The organism is Amycolatopsis sp. NBC_01488, assembly GCF_036227105.1.
GTDB lineage: Bacteria > Actinomycetota > Actinomycetes > Mycobacteriales > Pseudonocardiaceae > Amycolatopsis.
Window position 1 is genome coordinate 493,509 of sequence record NZ_CP109434.1, and the last position, 18,000, is coordinate 511,508.

16 protein-coding genes and 1 pseudogene are annotated in these 18,000 nt (G+C 70.6%); 7 read left to right on the forward strand and 10 right to left on the reverse strand.

Annotated elements, in window-relative coordinates:
- Positions 1 to 79: 79 nt before the first annotated feature.
- Positions 80 to 904: pseudogene (locus tag OG738_RS02320) on the forward strand (DUF222 domain-containing protein); the annotation flags it as partial.
- Between the two features lie 204 nt (positions 905 to 1,108).
- On the opposite strand, the gene OG738_RS02325 reads toward OG738_RS02320, so the two are convergent.
- From OG738_RS02325 to OG738_RS02340, 4 genes are all read right to left on the reverse strand, one after another.
- On the reverse strand, positions 1,109 to 2,329 hold the full coding sequence (locus OG738_RS02325; protein WP_329056519.1) for an IS110 family transposase: 1,221 nt from the start codon (positions 2,327 to 2,329) through the stop codon (positions 1,109 to 1,111).
- 401 nt (positions 2,330 to 2,730) lie between these two features.
- On the reverse strand, positions 2,731 to 3,822 hold the full coding sequence (gene mnmA, locus OG738_RS02330) for a tRNA 2-thiouridine(34) synthase MnmA (protein ID WP_329056521.1): 1,092 nt from the start codon (positions 3,820 to 3,822) through the stop codon (positions 2,731 to 2,733).
- Between the two features lie 4 nt (positions 3,823 to 3,826).
- Positions 3,827 to 5,023, reverse strand: a complete 1,197-nt coding sequence (locus OG738_RS02335; RefSeq protein ID WP_329050814.1) for a cysteine desulfurase family protein — start codon at positions 5,021 to 5,023, stop codon at positions 3,827 to 3,829.
- Positions 5,020 to 6,261, reverse strand: coding sequence for a helix-turn-helix transcriptional regulator (locus OG738_RS02340; protein WP_329050815.1), 1,242 nt, complete (start codon positions 6,259 to 6,261; stop codon positions 5,020 to 5,022). Before OG738_RS02340 ends, OG738_RS02335 begins: the two co-directional genes overlap by 4 nt.
- Positions 6,262 to 6,412: 151 nt before the next feature.
- Between OG738_RS02340 and OG738_RS02345 the strand changes: the two genes are divergently transcribed.
- Positions 6,413 to 7,315 (forward strand): NADP-dependent oxidoreductase, encoded by a 903-nt coding sequence (locus OG738_RS02345; protein ID WP_329050817.1) that lies wholly within the window; start codon positions 6,413 to 6,415, stop codon positions 7,313 to 7,315.
- Between the two features lie 222 nt (positions 7,316 to 7,537).
- Here OG738_RS02345 and OG738_RS02350 read toward each other — a convergent pair whose 3' ends face one another.
- The 4 genes from OG738_RS02350 to OG738_RS02365 all read right to left on the reverse strand — a co-directional run bounded on the left by OG738_RS02350 (position 7,538) and on the right by OG738_RS02365 (position 11,133).
- A complete protein-coding gene (locus OG738_RS02350) occupies positions 7,538 to 8,422 on the reverse strand; it encodes a lysophospholipid acyltransferase family protein (protein WP_329050819.1) in 885 nt (294 codons plus the stop codon).
- The gene (locus OG738_RS02355) at positions 8,419 to 9,201 is read right to left on the reverse strand and encodes a GNAT family N-acetyltransferase (protein ID WP_329050821.1); all 783 of its coding nucleotides are present in this window, start codon (positions 9,199 to 9,201) and stop codon (positions 8,419 to 8,421) included. Before OG738_RS02355 ends, OG738_RS02350 begins: the two co-directional genes overlap by 4 nt.
- A 157-nt stretch (positions 9,202 to 9,358) precedes the next feature.
- Positions 9,359 to 10,318: an electron transfer flavoprotein subunit alpha/FixB family protein gene (locus tag OG738_RS02360; protein ID WP_329050822.1), complete on the reverse strand. Its 960-nt coding sequence runs from the start codon at positions 10,316 to 10,318 to the stop codon at positions 9,359 to 9,361.
- Between the two features lie 29 nt (positions 10,319 to 10,347).
- Entirely contained in the window at positions 10,348 to 11,133 is a 786-nt protein-coding gene (locus OG738_RS02365; protein ID WP_329050824.1) for an electron transfer flavoprotein subunit beta/FixA family protein, read from the reverse strand.
- A 242-nt stretch (positions 11,134 to 11,375) separates the two neighbouring features.
- Between OG738_RS02365 and OG738_RS02370 the strand changes: the two genes are divergently transcribed.
- Positions 11,376 to 12,218 (forward strand): DegV family protein, encoded by an 843-nt coding sequence (locus tag OG738_RS02370; RefSeq protein ID WP_329050825.1) that lies wholly within the window; start codon positions 11,376 to 11,378, stop codon positions 12,216 to 12,218.
- Here OG738_RS02370 and OG738_RS02375 read toward each other — a convergent pair.
- Entirely contained in the window at positions 12,199 to 12,624 is a 426-nt protein-coding gene (locus OG738_RS02375; RefSeq protein WP_329056523.1) for a hypothetical protein, read from the reverse strand. The two genes, OG738_RS02370 and OG738_RS02375, sit on opposite strands and share 20 nt — an antisense overlap.
- Before the next feature lie 53 nt (positions 12,625 to 12,677).
- Here OG738_RS02375 and OG738_RS02380 point away from each other — a divergent pair, with 53 nt between their 5' ends.
- The 3 genes from OG738_RS02380 to OG738_RS02390 are packed head-to-tail and all read left to right on the forward strand — an operon-like array spanning position 12,678 to position 15,451.
- Positions 12,678 to 13,451: a class I SAM-dependent methyltransferase gene (locus OG738_RS02380; RefSeq protein ID WP_329050826.1), complete on the forward strand. Its 774-nt coding sequence runs from the start codon at positions 12,678 to 12,680 to the stop codon at positions 13,449 to 13,451.
- The gene (locus OG738_RS02385; RefSeq protein ID WP_329050827.1) at positions 13,448 to 14,953 is read left to right on the forward strand and encodes a glycoside hydrolase family 57 protein; all 1,506 of its coding nucleotides are present in this window, start codon (positions 13,448 to 13,450) and stop codon (positions 14,951 to 14,953) included. The genes OG738_RS02380 and OG738_RS02385 overlap by 4 nt, the downstream gene beginning before the upstream one ends.
- A 9-nt stretch (positions 14,954 to 14,962) precedes the next feature.
- Positions 14,963 to 15,451 (forward strand): glutathione peroxidase, encoded by a 489-nt coding sequence (locus tag OG738_RS02390; protein ID WP_329050829.1) that lies wholly within the window; start codon positions 14,963 to 14,965, stop codon positions 15,449 to 15,451.
- A 42-nt stretch (positions 15,452 to 15,493) separates the two neighbouring features.
- On the opposite strand, the gene OG738_RS02395 is transcribed toward OG738_RS02390, so the two are convergent.
- Positions 15,494 to 16,723: a YbiU family protein gene (locus OG738_RS02395; protein ID WP_329050830.1), complete on the reverse strand. Its 1,230-nt coding sequence runs from the start codon at positions 16,721 to 16,723 to the stop codon at positions 15,494 to 15,496.
- Between the two features lie 89 nt (positions 16,724 to 16,812).
- On the opposite strand from OG738_RS02395, the gene OG738_RS02400 reads away from it, so the two are divergent.
- Positions 16,813 to 17,928: an ROK family transcriptional regulator gene (locus tag OG738_RS02400; protein WP_329050832.1), complete on the forward strand. Its 1,116-nt coding sequence runs from the start codon at positions 16,813 to 16,815 to the stop codon at positions 17,926 to 17,928.
- Positions 17,929 to 18,000: the final 72 nt, after the last annotated feature.

Here is an 18,000-nt window from a genome sequence, read left to right on the forward strand (position 1 = left end):
GACCGATTCCTCGAGCGGCCACGACCAGCTGCCGTTCATATTGAGGGTCGTCCGCACCGCACCGGATACGTTGCAACGTATGAAGGACGACCAAGTCGTCGATCTGATCCGCGCCGCCGACGCCGAGATCTCCAAGCTGCAGGCCCTGCAGCTACGGGCGATCGCAGACCTGAGCGTGCGCCGGAGACGGGCACCCAGCGCCGCTTCGGAAGTAGCTCTGGCCCTGTCCATCACCGAACACCGTGCCGGCGCCATGGTTTCGGCGGCGAACGCACTGACCGCCCGGCTTCCCCGCATGCTCCACCTCATGGACGACGGCCGGCTCGACCTCTACCGCGCCATGAAGGTCACCGACGCGACGGCGTGGCTGTCCGGAGACCACGTACGCCTGGTCGATGCGGCGCTCGAGGAGCGCGTACCCGGACGCAACGCCACCCAGGTCCGCCGGGCCGCGGCTTACGCAGCCGCGAAAGTGGATCCGGAGGGGGCGGCGCAACGCACCGACCGGAGCTTCGTCGAACGGCGGCTGGCCTTGCACCACCAGGACACCGGCGTGACCAGCCTGTCGATCAACAACGCTCCCACCGAGAAGGCGACTGCGGCTTACGCTCGCGTCGACCGGGCCGCACGAGCCTTGAAGACGCCTGACGAGTCCCGCACGCTGGATCAGCTCCGAGCCGACGTCGCCATGGATCTGCTGCTCAGCGGAACGGGCGGTCCCGGCGAGCGTACGGAGGTGTTCCTGCACGTCGACCTGGCGACCTATCTCGGTATGAACGACTTCCCGGCGGTCTTGGCCGGCCGCGGGCCCGTCGCGGCGTCCGTGGCCCGTCGGATCATCAGCGGCTCGGACACGACGCTCCGGCGGGTCCTCACCGATCCGCGTACCGGCCGAGCTACCGAGCTGTCGCCCACGCGCTACCCGCTGGCCCCGGCGCACGCCGAGTTCATCCGGGTCCGCGACCGCGAGTGCCGGCAGCCCGGCTGCACACGTCCCGCGCAGAGCTGCGGAATCGAAGCGACCCGCGCACAGGGCGAGGCCGCAGGTCAACCGGTCACCTACTGCTCCCGGCACCGCAGGCTGAAAGACATCCCAGGAGCTGAAATGTCAAGCCGCAACGTTCTCGGCGTAGTGCGACCAGGCGGTCGTCTCGTCGTAGAGGGTGCCGGTTTTGAGGCAGCCGTGCAGGATGCCGACGAGCCGGTTCGCGAGTTGGCGCAGGGCGGCGTTGTGGCTGCAGCCGCGGGCGCGTTGCCGGTCGTAGTAGGCGCGGGCTCCGGGCGAGGCTTTCAGCGCGGCGAACGCCTGGGCCATCAGGGTGTCGATGAGCCGGTCGTTGTGGATGAACCGCGCCAGGGCGACCTTCTTCTTGCCGGACGCCTTGGTAATCGGGGAGGTGCCGGCGTAGTTCTTGCGGGCCTTGGCGGTGGCGTAACGGTGCGGGTCGTCCCCGAACTCGGCGAGCACCCGGGCACCGAGCACCGCTCCCAGCCCGGGCTGGGAGGCGATGATCTCAGCGGCCGGGTGCCGGCCAAAATGGGTCTCCACCTGCTCCTGCAGGGTCTTGACCTGGGTGTTGAGCACGGTCAGCACCGCGATCAGAGCCTGGATCGAGGCGGCGTAGGCGGCGGCCACGACCTCGGGCTGGGTCAAGTACTCAGCGCGCAGCGCGGCCTGGATCGCCGCGGCCTTGCCGGCGATGTCACGGCGGCGGGCGCGCTGGAGCGCGGCACTGATCTGGGAGAGGCTCAACCGGGCGGCTTGGGCCGGGGTCGGGGCTTTCGCCAGCAGTTCCAGGGTGTCGGCGGCGTCGAGGTCGTCGAACGCGACCAGCGCGGCGGGGAAGTAGTCCCGCAGCGCGTGGCGCAGCCGCTGGGTGTGGCGGGTCCGTTCCCAGATCAACGTCTTGTGGGTGCGGGTCACCACCTTGACTGCCTCGGCCTGGGCGGAGTCGCCGGCAACCGGGCGCAGTTCGTGGGCGTGGGTGCGGACCATGTCGGCCAGCACGTGCGCATCACCGGCGTCGCTTTTGGCGCCGGAAACCCCCAGCCGGCGCCGGAATTCCGCTGCCTGCAACGGATTGACCGCCATCACCGTGTACCCGGCCGCGACCAGCGCGGCCACCCACGGTCCCCGGTCGGTCTCGATCCCGATCACCACCTCCACCTCGTCGTCGGGGGCCTCACCGACCTGGTCGCCGATCATGGCGTGCAGCCGGGCCATCCCGCCCACACCCTCAGGCAGCCGGGCCTTGACCAGCCGCCGCCCCGAGCCGTCCATCAGCTCGACGTCGTGATGGTCCTCGGCCCAGTCATCTCCCACCAACAGCCGCAACGGTCCTCCCGCTCTCGATGCCGATCACCGTCCATAGCCAGCGGGAGAACATCAGCGACCTAATCAAGCAGTGCTCACACCAACCGGTGGGCACGACATCCCAGCAGCGATCAACTCTCCCGGCCCACCGGCAGGGGCACTGTCTTTCAGCAGGACTCACGCGTCCGGGAAAACCGAGTGCTCACCTACCGGCCGGCTACCACCAGGAGTGTGCCTTACAGCCCACTCCCAGAACTGATTAGGCCAACCCGGTTGGACCTACGAAGTCACGCCGGACGGCACGCTGAACGTCGAGACACCAGCCGGCGAGACACATTCGACGACGCCACCATCGATGGATCCGGACCAATGGCGAGCGAACCGAAGCCGCCGGAAGCCACGGCAGTGATCGAAGGTCAGCGCGTGCCCGAGATCTTCGCGCTGCCGAGGACGATGTCCCCGCCCTCGACATCCGGCCGGTAGAGCACGACGACCTGGCCCGGGGCCACCCCGCGCAGCGGCTCACGCAGGTGCACCGTCATGGTGTCGGAGTCGACGTCGGCGACCGCGTCCACGATGCCTCCGTGAGCCCTGACCTGCACCACGCATTCCGTCGGTTCGGTCAGCGGCTCGCCACTGGGCCAGATCGCGCGATCAGCCTCGATCACCTTGATCCCGAGCCCTTCCGCGGATCCGACCTTGACGGACCCGGAAACCGGCTCGAGCGACAGGACGTACCGAGGACGGCCGTCGGGCGCCGGAGCTTCGATCCCGAGCCCCTTGCGCTGTCCGACGGTGAATCCGTGCACTCCGGTGTGCCGGCCGAGCACCGCGCCGGTTTCCGCGTCGACGAGCTCACCAGGGCGCTGGCCCAGGCGGTTCTCCAGGAACTTCTTGGTGTCGCCGTCCGGGATGAAGCAGATGTCGTGGCTGTCCGGCTTGTTGGCGACGGACAGACCGCGTCGCTCAGCTTCGGCCCGCACCTCGGTCTTCCAGGAGTCGCCAAGGGGGAACATGGCGTGGCTGAGCTGCTCGGCGGTGAGGGAAGCGAGCACGTAAGACTGGTCCTTGCCGCTGTCGGCACTACGGCGCAGCTCAGGCACGCCGTCCACCACCGAGAGGCGGGCATAGTGGCCTGTTGCGACCGCGTCGAAGCCGAGCGCCATCGCCTTCTCGAGAAGAGCTTCGAACTTGATCTTCTCGTTGCAGGTGACACACGGGTTCGGGGTACGCCCGGCGGCGTACTCGCCGACGAAGGTCTCGACGACCTCTTCGGTGAAGCGCTCCGCGAAATCCCAGATGTAGAAAGGAATTCCGAGGATGTCAGCAGCGCGGCGGGCGTCGTGCGAGTCTTCGATCGTGCAGCAACCGCGCGACCCGGTCCGCAAGGTGCCGGGCTTGGCCGACAGCGCCAAGTGCACGCCGACGACGTCGTGCCCGGCGTCGACGGCGCGCGCCGCGGCGACCGCCGAGTCCACTCCTCCGCTCATCGCGGCCAAAACCCGCATTGCCTTACACCTCTTGCTTCTGGGTCTGCTTGCGCATTCCGGCCAGACCGGCCTGACGGGCACGGGTGACGACTCCACCGATCTCGGCGGCCACCGCCTCGACGTCCGCGGCGGTGGATGTGTGGCCAAGGGAGAACCGAAGGGAGCCCCGGGCTGCCGCGGGGTCGGCGCCCATGGCAAGCAGTACGTGGCTCGGCTGAGCGACACCCGCCGTGCAGGCGGAGCCTGTCGAGCATTCGATGCCCTTGGCGTCGAGCAGCATCAGCAGGCTGTCGCCGGCGCACCCGGGGAACGTGAAGTGCGCGTGGCTGGGCAGCCGCTCGCCGTCTCCGCCGTTGAGAATCGCGTCGGGCACCTCGCGGCGGATGACTTCGATGAGGCCGTCGCGGAGCTCCTCGACACGCTTGGCGTATTCGGCTCGGGACGCGACGCTGGCTCGGACCGCGGCCGCGAACCCGACGATCGCCGGAACGTCGAGGGTGCCGGAGCGAACGCTGCGCTCCTGGCCTCCGCCGTGCAGCAACGGCACGCACGTGACGTCGCGGCCGAGCAGAAGCGCACCCACGCCGAACGGGCCGCCGAGCTTGTGCCCGGTCAGGGTCAGCGCGGCGGCGCCGCTGGCAGCGAAGTCGACTGGGACGGCTCCGACAGCCTGAACCGCGTCGGTGTGCAGCGGGATGTCGAACTCCGCGCACACGGCGGCCAGCTCGGCGATCGGATTGATGGTGCCGACCTCGTTGTTGGCCCACATCACCGTCACCAGCGCCACGCTTTCGGGATCCGCGGCGATGGCGGTGCGCAGGGTATCGGGCAAAACGCGGCCCTGACTGTCGACTTCCAGCAGCGTGATCTCGGCGCCGCAGTGCGATTCGAGCCATTCGACGGTGTCGAGCACGGCGTGGTGCTCCGCGGCGCCGACCAGGAGGCGGCGACGCTGGTCCTGCTCGTCGTGGCGGGCCCAGAAGATGCCCTTGAGCGCGAGGTTGTCGCTTTCGGTGCCACCGCCGGTGAAGATCACCTCGGAGGGGCGGGCGCCCAGAGCGTCGGCGATGGTTTCGCGGGCTTCCTCGACCATCCGGCGAGCGCGACGGCCCGAAGAATGCAACGCGGAGGCGTTGCCCACGTTGGACAGCGCCTCGGTCATCGCCGTTACGGCTTCGGGCAACATCGGAGTGGTCGCCGCGTGGTCGAGATAGGTCATCGCTCCACCAGGGTAGTCCGCTCCACCGCGTGACGAAGCCCACCCTGGCCCACGAAGTGGGCTGTCACACCTTCGACGGCCAACGTCCGGTCAGCCGGACCCCCAGCAGCGCGAGGGCCACCAAGGCGACCGTGAGCAGGGCCATCGCCGGCGCCGGGTCGAGAACCGAGCCCACCGCGCCGAGCAGGACGCCGCCCAGGCCGATGAGCAGAGCGGACCCCACCCAGTCGGCCAGCTGCACCGCCGAGGTGTTGAACCCGCGTTCGCCCTCCGGCGAGACGCTCGGTCAGGCCGCGGGCCGGGATCGCGTCGGCGACTTCGGGGCTGTCGTCGCGGACCGTGATCCTCAGCACCGGGCCGTCCTGCCGCCAGGACGCCCGCAGCCGCGTGGTCGCCGGACGGTCCAGAGCGGCGAGCACCAGGCCGCGGGTCATCGTCCGCGCGGTGTGGGCGATGTCCTGCGGGAGCGGTGCGTCGCCGATCGGGTCGACCAGGTCGACGTCGACCTCGGTGTGGCGGACCAGGTCGGCGAGCTGGCTCCTGAGCTGGGCGAACGCCGCGCCTGCCCGCTCTTCGGAACGGGCTTGGTCGCGATCGACGACACCCTTCAGCTCGAGCAGCGCGTCGGTGGCCAGGTCGACCGCGGTGCGGCGGGCGACGGCGTCGGACAGACGTCCGGAGCGCAACACGGCGAGGAGCGTGGTCAGGGTCGCCGCGTGGGTCTGGCCGAGGTCGGTGATCGCCTGCGCCCGCGCGGTGGCCGCCGCGAGGTTGCCGGCCAAGACCTCCGGACCCGGGTCGGCCGCACGCTGGCCCGCGTCCGTGCTGAGGATGTGCCACAGCCGCGCGGCAAGCTCCAGCTCCGCCGTCGGCGGCTCCGCCTGCTCCGGCACCACGGCGAGCACGGCGCCGTTGCCGACCGGCGGCATCGACGAAAAGAGGACAAGACGGCGTTCGACCCCGCCGAGCACGCCGTCGACCACCAACGCCCTGCCCGGCTCGCTGCGCTCGACCAGCCGTTGCAGCTCGACGCTCGTCACGGCGTCGGCGATCGCCTGGTCGCCGACGACCTTGAGCGGGCTGCGCGGACAGTCGCCGGTCTGCATGGCCGCCGCGCGGTGCGGAACGAGCTTCCCGAGCTCGGCGGAGAACCGGAGGAGCAGCTGCGGCCGCGGTGCCGACAGCAGCCGTTCGACGACGTCCAGCACGTGTCGCGGATCCGACCAGGAAGCGTCCATACCGTCCAAGCTAGGCGCGCCGGCGACGGCGCTGCCTGCTCGTCCGGCTAGTGAACACTGCTCGTCCGGGTGGTTCGGCGGAATAGCCGGGCGGGTTGACTCCTTGGGGAGGACATTCGAAGTCACGAATCCGAGGAGAGCAGAGAGCACCATGCGAGCGATCACCTTCTCCGCCTACGGCGGGCCGGACGTCCTGCAGCTGTCCGAGGTTCCGGTGCCGGAGCCCGGCCCGGGGCAGGTACGGCTGGCCGTGCGGGCCGCCGGGATCAACCCGATCGACTGGAAGATCCGCAACGGCTACATGCAGCAGAACTTCCAGGTCCCCTTCCCGCACATCCCCGGTCTCGAGGTGGCCGGAGTCGTCGACGCCGTCGGCGAGGGCGCGGACTTCGCCGTCGGTGACGAGGTCTTCGGCTGGTCCGAGACCGGCGCGTACGCCGAGTACGCGCTGGCGAAAACACTCGCGCCGAAGCCGGCCGGCATCTCGTGGGCGGACGCGGCGGCACTGCCGGTCGCGGGCGAGACGTCGCTTCGCGTCCTCGGGCTGCTCGACGTCCGCGAGGGCGAGACGCTGCTGATCCACGGCGCCAGTGGCACGGTCGGGCGGTTCGCCGCGCAGGTCGCCGTCGCCAAGGGGTTGACCGTCATCGGCACCGCGGGCAGCAGGAACCTCGATGACCTGAAGTCGCTGGGCGTCGTCCCGGTGCGCTACGGCGACGGCTGGCTGGACCGGGTCCGCGAGGCCGTGTCCGGGCCGGTCGACGCCGTGTTCGACGCCGTCGGGCACGGGGTGCTGCCCGGGTCGGTCGAGCTGCGGGGGACGAAGGACCGGATCGTCACGATCGCCGACGGGGCCGCTTTCGAGCTGGGCATCCCGTTCTCGAGCGGGGGCGAGCAGACGCGTGAGGTCCTCACCGGGATCGCCGGCTGGGTGACCGACCGCGGGGTCCGCATCGCGCAGGGCCGGAGCTACCCGCTCGCCGAGGCGGCCGCCGCGCAGATCGAGAGCGAGGACGGCCACCCCGGCGGGAAGCTCACGCTCGCCGTCAGCTGACTGGACGTACGCGAGACCGCCTAGGCCGCGGCACCAAAGCTCTGCCGCAAGACCGAGCCCGCCCGGGCGCCACGCCCGGCCGGTCGAATGCCGAGCCGTCGCGGCTCCACAGAGGACAGCGAACGGGCCTGTCATCGGATCACGATGACAGGCCCGCGTTCACGAGACAGCGAACGCCTCCCAACCCGGGCCTGTCGCCGGATCGCGGCGACAGGGCCCGGATCACTTCGCGGGAGGCGAAGCCAGGGGGACCGGCTGGGGACGCGGGGTCCGGCGCCGCTGCTGGGCCGGGATCTTCACCGTCCCCAGCGCCGAATGCACCGACGCCTCGGCGAGCGCCGCCAGCTCACGACGATTCTCCGCACGGCCCGGCGCAATCTCCGGGCAGATGTGGATTTCCAGCACCAGCCCGCGCAGCGCCGCGACCCGGCGCAGGGACGCGATCAGCGACTCCGGGCCGATGAACGACGGACGACTGGTCTCCCGGCCGTCCGCGAGGCGGTACCGCAGCGCGATCGGGCGGACCGGGACGCCGCCGTCGATGGCCGCCTGGAACGTCGCGGTCGTGAATCGACCAGACGCCAAGCCGCACCACGTCGTGCCCTCCGGGGTCACGCTCACCAGCGACCCCGTCCGCAGCGCGTCGGCCAGCGACGCCATCGTGGCCGGCAACGTCGTCAGGCGTTCGCGGTCGAGGAAGATGCTGCCGCCGCGGCGGACCAGGCCGCCCAGCACGGGCCAGCCCGCGATCTCCTTCTTGGCCAGCGCCCGCATCGGCCGCAGCGCGTTGATCGCGACGATGTCCAGCCACGAGATGTGGTTGTTGACCACCAGCGCGCCACGGCCGGCCGGCGCGGTCAGGAAGTCCTCGCCGCCGCGAACGTCCAGCCGGACGCCGAACGCCCGCAGCACGCCGCGGAAGATCAGCCGGACCCGGCGCTCGCGGCCCCACGACACCAGCAGGAGGGGTGCCGTCAGCAGTGCCGAAAAAACGACGAAGATCGCCGCGGTGAAGCGCAGCACCCGCCGTGGGAAGCCGACGACCGGGTCGCCGTCGGTCAGGCAGCCGTCGCCGCACGGCGAGGCCGGCATCCAGGCGTGGCTCATACCTGGACCCCGAGGAAGAACTTGAGGTAGCGCTCGTCGACGTTGTGCAGGTCCAGCACGACGAAGAAGTCCGCGACGCCGAAGTCGGCGTCGAGCGCGGGCGGTCCGTAGGCCTTGGCGCCGAGCCGGACGTAGCCCTTGATCAGCGGCGGAAGGAGCGAGCGGGCCGGGCGTTCGATCCCGGACGCGTCCCACGGGATCAGCGGCGAGACGCGCGTGGCCTCGTCCGAGTAGTGCTTGGTGCGCAGTACGTCCCACACACCGGCGGCGAACGAGCCGCCGTCCACCAGCGGGACCGACGCGCAACCGGCGAGGTAGCGGTGGCCGGAAAGCAGCATGTAGCGAGCGATCCCGGCCCAGACCAGGCTGACGACGGCGCCGCTGCGGTGGTCCGGGTGCACGCACGATCGGCCGGTCTCGACCAGCGACGGCCGCAGCCCGTCGAGCGCGCTCAGGTCGAACTCGCTGTCGGCGTAGAGCTTTCCGGCCACGGCGGCGCGGTCGGGCGGCAGCATCCGGTAGCAGCCGACGATTTCGCCCGTGTTGTCGTCGCGGACCACGAGGTGGTCGCAGAACTCGTCGAACTCGTCGACGTCGAGACCGGCGATCGGCGAATGCAGCCGCGCGCCCATCTCCTCGGCGAAAACCCGGTGCCGGAGCCTCTGCGCGGCAACCACTTCTTCGTTCGCGTGGGCGACGAGGAGGGAGTACCGGGCAGCGTCCGCGGGGAGGTCGGCACCCGCCTGATCAGTGCTGACGAGGAGCTGTGACGTCGTCATGGTCAAGGTGTACCTGCGCGGAGGAAGCCGCGGAGAGTGCCATCCGATGACCGATTAGTGCACGTTCAGTTAATTGCGGGTTCTCAGGCTTCTCTCAGGTCCCGCAACCGCGCGAAGGGCCTTCCGGGTGATCCCGGAAGGCCCTTCGGAGCAACACTCAGCCCTTGCGCTTCTCGACCGCTTCGGTCAGCTGCGGCGCGACGTTGAACAGGTCGCCGACGATGCCGAAGTCGGCGATCTCGAAGATCGGCGCCTCCGGGTCCTTGTTGACGGCGATGATCGTCTTCGACGTCTGCATGCCGGCGCGGTGCTGGATCGCGCCGGAGATGCCGAGCGCGATGTACAGCTGCGGCGACACGGTCTTGCCGGTCTGGCCGACCTGGAACTGCGCCGGGTAGTAGCCGGAGTCGACAGCGGCACGCGACGCGCCGACAGCCGCGCCGAGCGAGTCGGCCAGCTTCTCGACGACGTCGAACTTCTCCGCGGAGCCGACACCACGGCCACCGGAAACCACGATCGAGGCCTCGGTCAGCTCGGGACGGTCACCGCCGGTCACCGGCTCGACGCCGGTGATCTTGGTCGACTTCGCCGGGTCGGTGGCGGGGAGCTCGACGGTCTCCTCGGCCGCCGCGCCCTCGGCCGGCTCGGCCTCGACCGCGCCCGGGCGGATCGAGACGACCGGCGCGCCCTTCGCGGACTTCGACTTGACCGAAAACGCACCACCGAAGATCGACTGGTCGATGACGCCGTCGCCGTTGACGCCCACGGCGTCGTAGATCAGGCCGGAGCCCAGACGTACGGCCAACCGGGCGGCGACCTCCTTGCCCTCACCGCTGGCGGTGACGAGCACGGCGGCCGGGGATGCCTGCTGCGCCAGCGCGGCGAGCACGTCCACCTTCGGCGTGACCAGGTAGTTCGCAGCGTCGTCGCCTTCCGCGACATACACCTTGGCGGCGCCGTGCGACGCCAGCGCCTGCTTCGCCTTGGCGGCGGTCCCGGTCGGGCCGACGACGACGGCCGACGGCTCACCGAGCGCGCGGGCCGCGGTCAGCAGCTCGAGCGTGACCTTCTTGACCTCACCGTCGACGTGGTCGACGAGGACGAGTACTTCAGCCATGTTCTTGGTTCCTCCTCGAAGAGCCGTTGTCAGATGAGCTTCTGGCCGACCAGGTACTCGGCGACCTTGGTGCCGCCGTCGCCCTCGTCCTCGACCTTCTCACCGGCGGTGCGCGGCGGCTTCGGCGAGGATTCGGTCACGGCGGACCACGCGTTGGCGAGGCCGACCTCGCCCGCGTCGACGCCCAGGTCGGCGATGGTGAACGTCTCGACCGGCTTCTTCTTCGCGGCCATGATGCCCTTGAACGACGGGTAGCGCGGCTCGTTGATCTTCTCGCCGACGCTCACCACCGCGGGCAGGGTCGCCTCGAGGCGGGTGAGGCCGTCCTCGGTCTCGCGGACGGCCTTGATGGTCGTGCCGTCGACCGTGACCTCGCGCGCGTAGGTGACCTGCGGCAGGCCGAGCAGCTCGGCGAGGATCGCGGGGACGGCGCCGCCGCGGCCGTCGGAGGACTCGTTGCCGGCGATGATCAGGTCGTAGCCTTCGACCTTCGCGATCGCGGCGGCGAGCACCTTGGCGGTGGCGATCGCGTCGGAGCCGTGCAGCGCCTCGTCGGAGACGTGGATGGCCTTGTCGGCGCCCATGGACAGCGCCTTGCGGATGGCGTCGGTCGCGCGGTCCGGGCCCACCGAGATCACGGTGACCTCGCCCTCGCCGGCTTCCTTGACCTTCAACGCCTCTTCGACGGCCTTCTCGTTGATCTCGTCGAGCACGGCGTCGGCGGATTCGCGGTCAAGGGTGTGGTCGGTCCCGTTGAGCTTCCGCTCCGAGTAGGTGTCCGGTACCTGCTTGACCAGGACAACGATGTTCGTCATGGGTCTGCTTCGACCTCCCGGTTGTGCCCCGCGGACGACCACGGGTCAGTGCTCTACTGGCCGGTAGATTAGGGCCAATCGGCGCGCAGGACCCGTCGAGGTGACGCCATTCACCTGGATGCGCAATCTAATGGGACCATCGTCCCGGTAGTCGACCAGTTACCTCCCTCGAACAGCCGTTCGTCCGATCGGACCAACCACGGCCTACTCGCAGTGGGTGTCAGGCATTAACCTCCCCCACCATGCCCGCGCGCATCGCCGTCATCACCGACTCGAGCTCCTGCCTGCCCGACCTCGTCGCCTCCCGCTGGGCCATCGGAGTCGTCCAGATCCAGCTGAACCTGGGTGGTCACTTCGACGACGAAAACCGCTTCGACCGCGACAAGGTGATCGACGCCATGAGAGAGGGGCACGTGATCACCACTTCGCCCCCGGATCCGGGGGCGTTCTTCTGGGCGTACCAGGAAGCGGCCGCCTCCGGCGCGACGGCCATCGTCAGCATCCACATCTCGGGCCGCATGTCCGACACCGTCCGCGCGGCGCGCGAGGCCGCCCAGCAGGTCCGCATCCCCGTGCACGTCCTGGACAGCCGCACCACCGGGATGAGCCTCGGCTTCGCCGCGGTGTCCGCGGCCCGGGCGGCCGCGGCGGGCGCGGACGCCGGCCGGGTCATCGAAGCCGCCGAACGCCGGTGCATCACCAGCACCGAGTTCATCTACGTCGACACGCTGGAGTACCTCCGCCGGGGCGGCCGGATCGGCGCCGCGCAGGCGATGCTCGGCACCGCGTTCTCCATCAAGCCGCTGCTCACGGTCAAGGACGGCGAGGTCGCGCCGCTGGCCCGCGTCCCCGGCACGCGGCGCGCGCTGGCCAAGATGGTCGACCTCGCGGTCAAGAAGTCCGGCGGCTTCCGCGCCGACATCGCCGTGACCCGGTTCGGCGCGAGCGACCACGAGCTCGAGATCGGCCGGCAGATCGAACGCCGGGTCCCGGCGATGGCCGAGAACATGGTCGTCGAAGCGAGCACGGTCATCGGCGCGCACCTCGGCCCGGGCGCGCTCGGCATCACGGTGTCGCCGGTGTAGTGACCCGGCGCCCCGGAATCGCCAGCACCACGAGCGGGACCACGACGCCGAGCGCGGTCGTCGCGATGATCAGCACCTGGTCGATCCGCTCGAAGTGCGCCACGTGACCGAGGTGGTAGAGGAAGTGCGGCAGCCCGAACAGCAGGCCCGCCACACCGGCGAGCCGGGCCACGGCTGTGGTGCCGATCACGGCAACGCCGACCAGCAGCGCGGCGAGCGCCAGATTGAGGCCTCCAAAGTCGCGCAGGAGGTGCTCGTTGAAGGGCCCGTCCATGGCGACCCAGCTGGTGCGAAAACCCGGAAAGTCCTGGTAGAAGCCGCTTGGCGACACCAGTGGCCAAATTCCGACCATCGCCTCGACCAGGCCGAAGACGACGAGCAGTACGCGGGTGATTGTCCGTTGCATGACCACGGAACGAGGCGGCCGGCCCGGACGTGACACCCGCTAGGGTCGCGGAGGTGACCACCCCAGCCACCCGGGCCGAGGCGCTGCACCTGACCGGCGAACGGACCGTCCCCGGCATCGCCGAGGAGAACTACTGGTTCCGACGCCACGAGGCCGCGTACCTCGCCCTGCTCCCCCACTGCGCGGACGCGACGGTGCTCGAAGCCGGCTGCGGTGAGGGCTACGGCGCGAGCCTCCTCGCGACCACAGCCCGCCGGGTGCTCGCGCTGGACTACGACGTGCCGACCACCGAGCACGTCGCCCGCCGCTACCCCGACGTCGCCGGCGCGCGGGCGAACCTGGCGTTCCTGCCGGTGCGCGACGCCGCGGTCGACGTCGTGGCCAATTTTCAGGTCATCGAGCACCTGTGGGACCAGGCCGGCTTCCTCGCCGAGTGCCGGCGAGTGCTGTCGCCGAACGGCAAACTGCTGGTCACGACGCCGAACCGGCTGACTTTCACCCCGGACAGCGACACGCCGCTGAACCCGTTCCACACCCGTGAGCTGGCGCCCGCCGAACTGGCCGGCCTGCTCGCCGACGCCGGTTTCGACGTCGAAACACTGCACGGCCTGCACCACGGCCAGGCCGTACGCGCGCTCGACGAGCGGTACGGCGGGTCGATCATCGACGCCCAGCTCGACGTGGTCATGGGTTCGCTGCCCGGTCAGGCTGTCTGGCCGGAGGCGCTGCTCGCCGACGTCGCCGCCATCGAGGCCACGGGCTTCGACATCCATGGCGACGACCTCGACGCGAGCCTCGACCTGGTCGCCGTGGCGGTGCGCCGATGAACGAAGGCACCTTCTGCCTCGTCCTGCACAGCCACCTGCCGTGGCTGCCGCACCACGGGAGCTGGCCCGTCGGCGAGGAATGGCTCTACCAGGCGTGGGCGCACTCCTACCTGCCGATGGTCGAGATGCTCGAGCGGCTCGCCGCCGAAGGCCGTCAGGATCTGCTGACGCTGGGCGTCACGCCGGTGCTCGCCGCGCAGCTCGACGACCCGTACAGCATCCGCGCGTTCCACGACTGGCTCGGCCACTGGCAGCTGCGCGCCCAGCACGCGTCGACGCTGTGGCGAGGCGACCCGACCCTGCGGGAGCTGGCGGCGGCCGAGCACCGGACCGCCGTCCGCGCGGCCGAGGAGCTGGGCACCCGCTGGCGGCACGGCTTCTCCCCCATCCTTCGTTCGCTGGTCGACAATTCGACGATCGAGCTGCTCGGCGGGCCGCTGGCCCACCCGTTCCAGCCGCTGCTGGACCCGCGGGTGCGCAAGTTCGCACTGAACGCCGGCCTGGCCGACATGGCGCTGCGGATCGGGTCGCGGCTCGCCGGGATTTGGGCGCCGGAGTGCGGCTACGCGCCTGGTATGGAAAAGGACTACGCGGCCGCGGGCGTCCGGCGGTTCATGGTCGACGGGCCGTCGCTGCGTGGCGAGACCTGGGCGGCGCGGCCGATCGGCGACAGCGACGTGGTCGCTTTCGGACGAGACCTCGAGGTCACCTACCGCGTGTGGTCGCCGAAGGCCGGCTACCCCGGCCACGCGGCATACCGCGACTTCCACACCTGGGCACACGAGGTCGGGCTCAAGGCGTCGCGCGTCACCGGGAAGACGGTCGAGCCGCCGGACAAGGCGCCGTACGACCCGTCGCTGGCCGCGGACGTGCTGGGGCTGCACGTCAAGGACTTCGTCGACACCGTGGTGACGCGGCTGCGTTCGCTGAAGAAGCAGCACGGGCGTGAGGCGCTCGTGGTCGCCGCGTACGACACGGAGCTGTTCGGGCACTGGTGGCACGAAGGGCCGGCCTGGCTGGAGGGCGTGCTGCGCGCGTTGCCCGAGGCGGGCGTCCGGGTGACGACGCTGAAGGGCGCGCTCGACGCCGGGCTCGTCGGCGAGCCGATCGCGCTGCCCGCGTCGTCGTGGGGGTCGGGCAAGGACTGGCGCGTCTGGGACGGCGAACAGGTCAAGGACATGGTCGACGCCAACACCGCGCTGCAGCGGCGACTGCTCGACCTCGTTGCCGGTTTGGCGACCACGGCGCGCGACACCGTCGCCGACCAGGCCGTGGCCGAAGCGATGCTGGCGCTGGAGAGCGACTGGGCGTTCATGGTCACCAAGGACTCGGCCGCGGACTACGCGCGCCGCCGCGCGGCGGTGCACACCGAGCGCTTCGACGCTTTGGCCGATTTGCTGCGACGCGGCGACCGCGCACGGGCCGAAGAGCTGGCGGCGGCCTACCGCGCCGACGACGGACCGTTCGGGCACCTCGACGCCCGGGCACTGAAGCACGACTGAAGGAGACTCATGGGTATCCACGAAATTCCGGTCAAGACGCTCGACGGGACCGACAGCTCGCTGGGCGCGTTCGCTGGCAAGGCGCTGCTCGTGGTCAACGTCGCCTCAAAGTGCGGCCTGACCCCGCAGTACTCCGGACTGGAGCGGCTTCAGGAGCGCTTCGGCGCCCAGGGCTTCTCCGTGGTCGGTTTTCCGTGCAACCAGTTCGCGGGGCAGGAGCCGGGCAGCGCCGAGGAGATCCAGACGTTCTGTTCGACGACCTACGGCGTCACCTTCCCGCTGTTCGAGAAGATCGACGTCAACGGCGAGGGCAGGCATCCGCTGTACGCCGAACTGACCAAGACGGCCGACGTCGACGGCGACTCCGGCGACGTCCAGTGGAACTTCGAGAAATTCCTGGTCAGCGCCGACGGCGAGGTCCTGGCGCGGTTCCGGCCCCGGACCGAGCCCGAGGACGACCAGGTCGTCAAGGCCATCGAAGCCGCACTGCCGGCGTGAACCGACGGGTGACGCGCCGGGCCATCGCCCGGCGCGGCGCCGTCACAGGCCGAGTTGCTCGCGCCCGACCGCGTTGAGGTCGTCGAGCGTGGCGCGGCCGGTCCAGTTCATTTCGTAGTCTTCGGGCGCGAAGTCGCCCGGGCTCGCGCCGGTCAGGAACGCGCGGCCGCACTTCTCGGCGTAGGCCGCGTTCTTCGCGCAGTGCGGGCTCGCCGGGATGTACATGACGTTGCCCCAGCGGGCCGGGTTGGTGCCGTCGGCGACCGCGTGGACGATGTCGCCGTGCCACCAGACCGTGTCGCCCGGTTCGATCGCGGGGATCGAGGTCAGCGCGGGCAGCAGGTCGTCGTGGTATTTGTCGCTCACCGGCAGGGCCTGGCCGTTCGCGGCGCCACAGAGGTCGTCGTCCGGGAGGTCGTCCTGAAGCGCGCGAAGCAGTACGTACGCGATCGCCGACGGGATCGGCACCACGTGCAGCACGCCGTCGCCCTGGCGCATTTCCGACAACGCGGTCCAGCCCTGGAAGGTGCGGAAGGCCGAGCACATGACCGTCGACGGGTATTCGTCCACTTCGGTGCGGTATGCGCCGTCCCACGGGTCGTACTGGTGCCAGTTTCCGGCGAAGACGTGGCGGAACACCTGCTGGTAGGCGGGCAGCAGCCAGCGTTCGACCGAGCCGGAATCGGTGTGCGCGGACAGTCCGAGCGACGCCGAGCCGGGCGGGCGGCGGCGGATGCGGTCGGGGTAGGCCGTGTCGCGATCGGGGTCGAACCAGACGCGCCCTTCGGACTCGTGCCGCCAGAAGGAGTTGAGGAACCGCCGGACGGCGACCATGTGCTCGTGCTGGCGGGCCTGGATCTGCGGCTTCGACCAGTAGACCGGGTAGATCTGCGGCTGGCCCGACGCGAGGCCGGCGAAGACGTCGTCGGCCGGGCCCTGGTACGTGCCGGCGAAGTCGTTGTCAGCCAGGTACGCGGCCAGGTCGGCGTCCCAGGCTTCGGCCGTTTCGCGCGCGAAGGTGCCCTTGACGACGGCGCAGCCGCGGCGCCGGACGGCGTCGAGCGTGCGTTGCGGCACGGTCCCGTCGGCGATGTCGCGGTAGCGGACCACGGGGAAGGCGTCCGGGTCGGCGGCGACGGCGGCGACCTCCCGCCGCATCGCGTCGCGGACCTCGGCGAACGCGCCGGCGACGTCGCCGATCCGGGCGCGCAGCTCGTGCTTGGTCCGCGAGATGGCCTCGGACATGTTCGCGGGCAGCTCAGTGGTCGTCATCGGTGTCCTCACGATCTTTTGATTAGGACTCCTTACTAGAATGGCCCGGCTACGGTAACCCCTGTCCGTCCCCCGCCACAAGAGGTGCGATGTCCGACCCCGACCGGCCGCTTCCGCGCCTGGCGATGCTGCGGGCCATGACCGACCGCGCGGTGCTCGACCACGTTTTCGTCCACGGACGGACCACGCGCGCCGAGCTCGCCGCGACCACCGGGATCTCGAAGCCGACGATCTCCGAGTCGGTCCGCAGGCTCGAGACAGCGGGCGCGTTGCAGGCGACCGGCACCGACCAGACCGGCCGCCGCGGCCGGATCGCCACGTTCTACGAGCTGGCCGCCGACGCCGGCCGCGTCGTCGCCGCGGAGGTCAACCAGCAGGGCATCCGAACGGTGACTACCGATCTGACCGGGGCGGTCCTCGGCACTGAACGGCACCCACCCGACGACCGGCCGGTGACCGCCGCGGTCCGGGACGCCGTCGCCGCGGCGAGCGGGTCCGGGCCGGGTCCGGTGCGGGCGACCGCGATCTCGGTGGCCAACCCGGTCGACCCGGTCACGCACGAGGTCGTCGCGCTGCCGGGTTCGCCCTTTCCCGAAGGGCGGCTGCGCGCCGGCGAGATCGGGCGTGACGTTCTGCTGGACAACGACGTCAACTTCTCCGCACTCGCCGAGCGGCGGGAGGGCGCCGCACGAGAAGCGAAAAGCTTCGCTTACGTCTACGTCGGTGCCGGGCTCGGTGTCAGTCTTTATGTCGGTGATCAGCTCGTGCGCGGGGCGCACGGACTGGCGGGCGAGATCGGGTACCTGGACAGTTCGGGATCGACGCTTGCCTCGGCCATGGCCGATCAGGGTTTCGGCAGGCCGGACGCGCCTTCGCTGGACGTCGACGCGATGTTGACCACGCTCGACCAGGCGGACGGCAACGCTGTTGCCGCGGATCGACTACGGCTCCTCGGCGCGACGCTGGGGCGGGCCGTGGCCGCGATCTGCACGATCGTCGATCCGGATCTGGTGCTGCTCGGCGGCCCGGCGGGGCGCCGGGCGGGTCTCGTTGCCGAAATCCGCCGAACGGTCCACGCGGCGGCGCCGGGGCCGGTCCGGGTGGAGGCCGGCGCGGTGACCGACTCGGCGGCACTGCGTGGCGCGCTGTTGTCGGCTCTCGACCACGGTCGGGATGGCCTGCTCAGGGCCGTCGCCGAAAACTGACCAGGCGTCGCTCGGCGTCGGGACGCCAGCGCGGCCAGACCACGGTCACGACCACCTACTGACCAGCCGGCG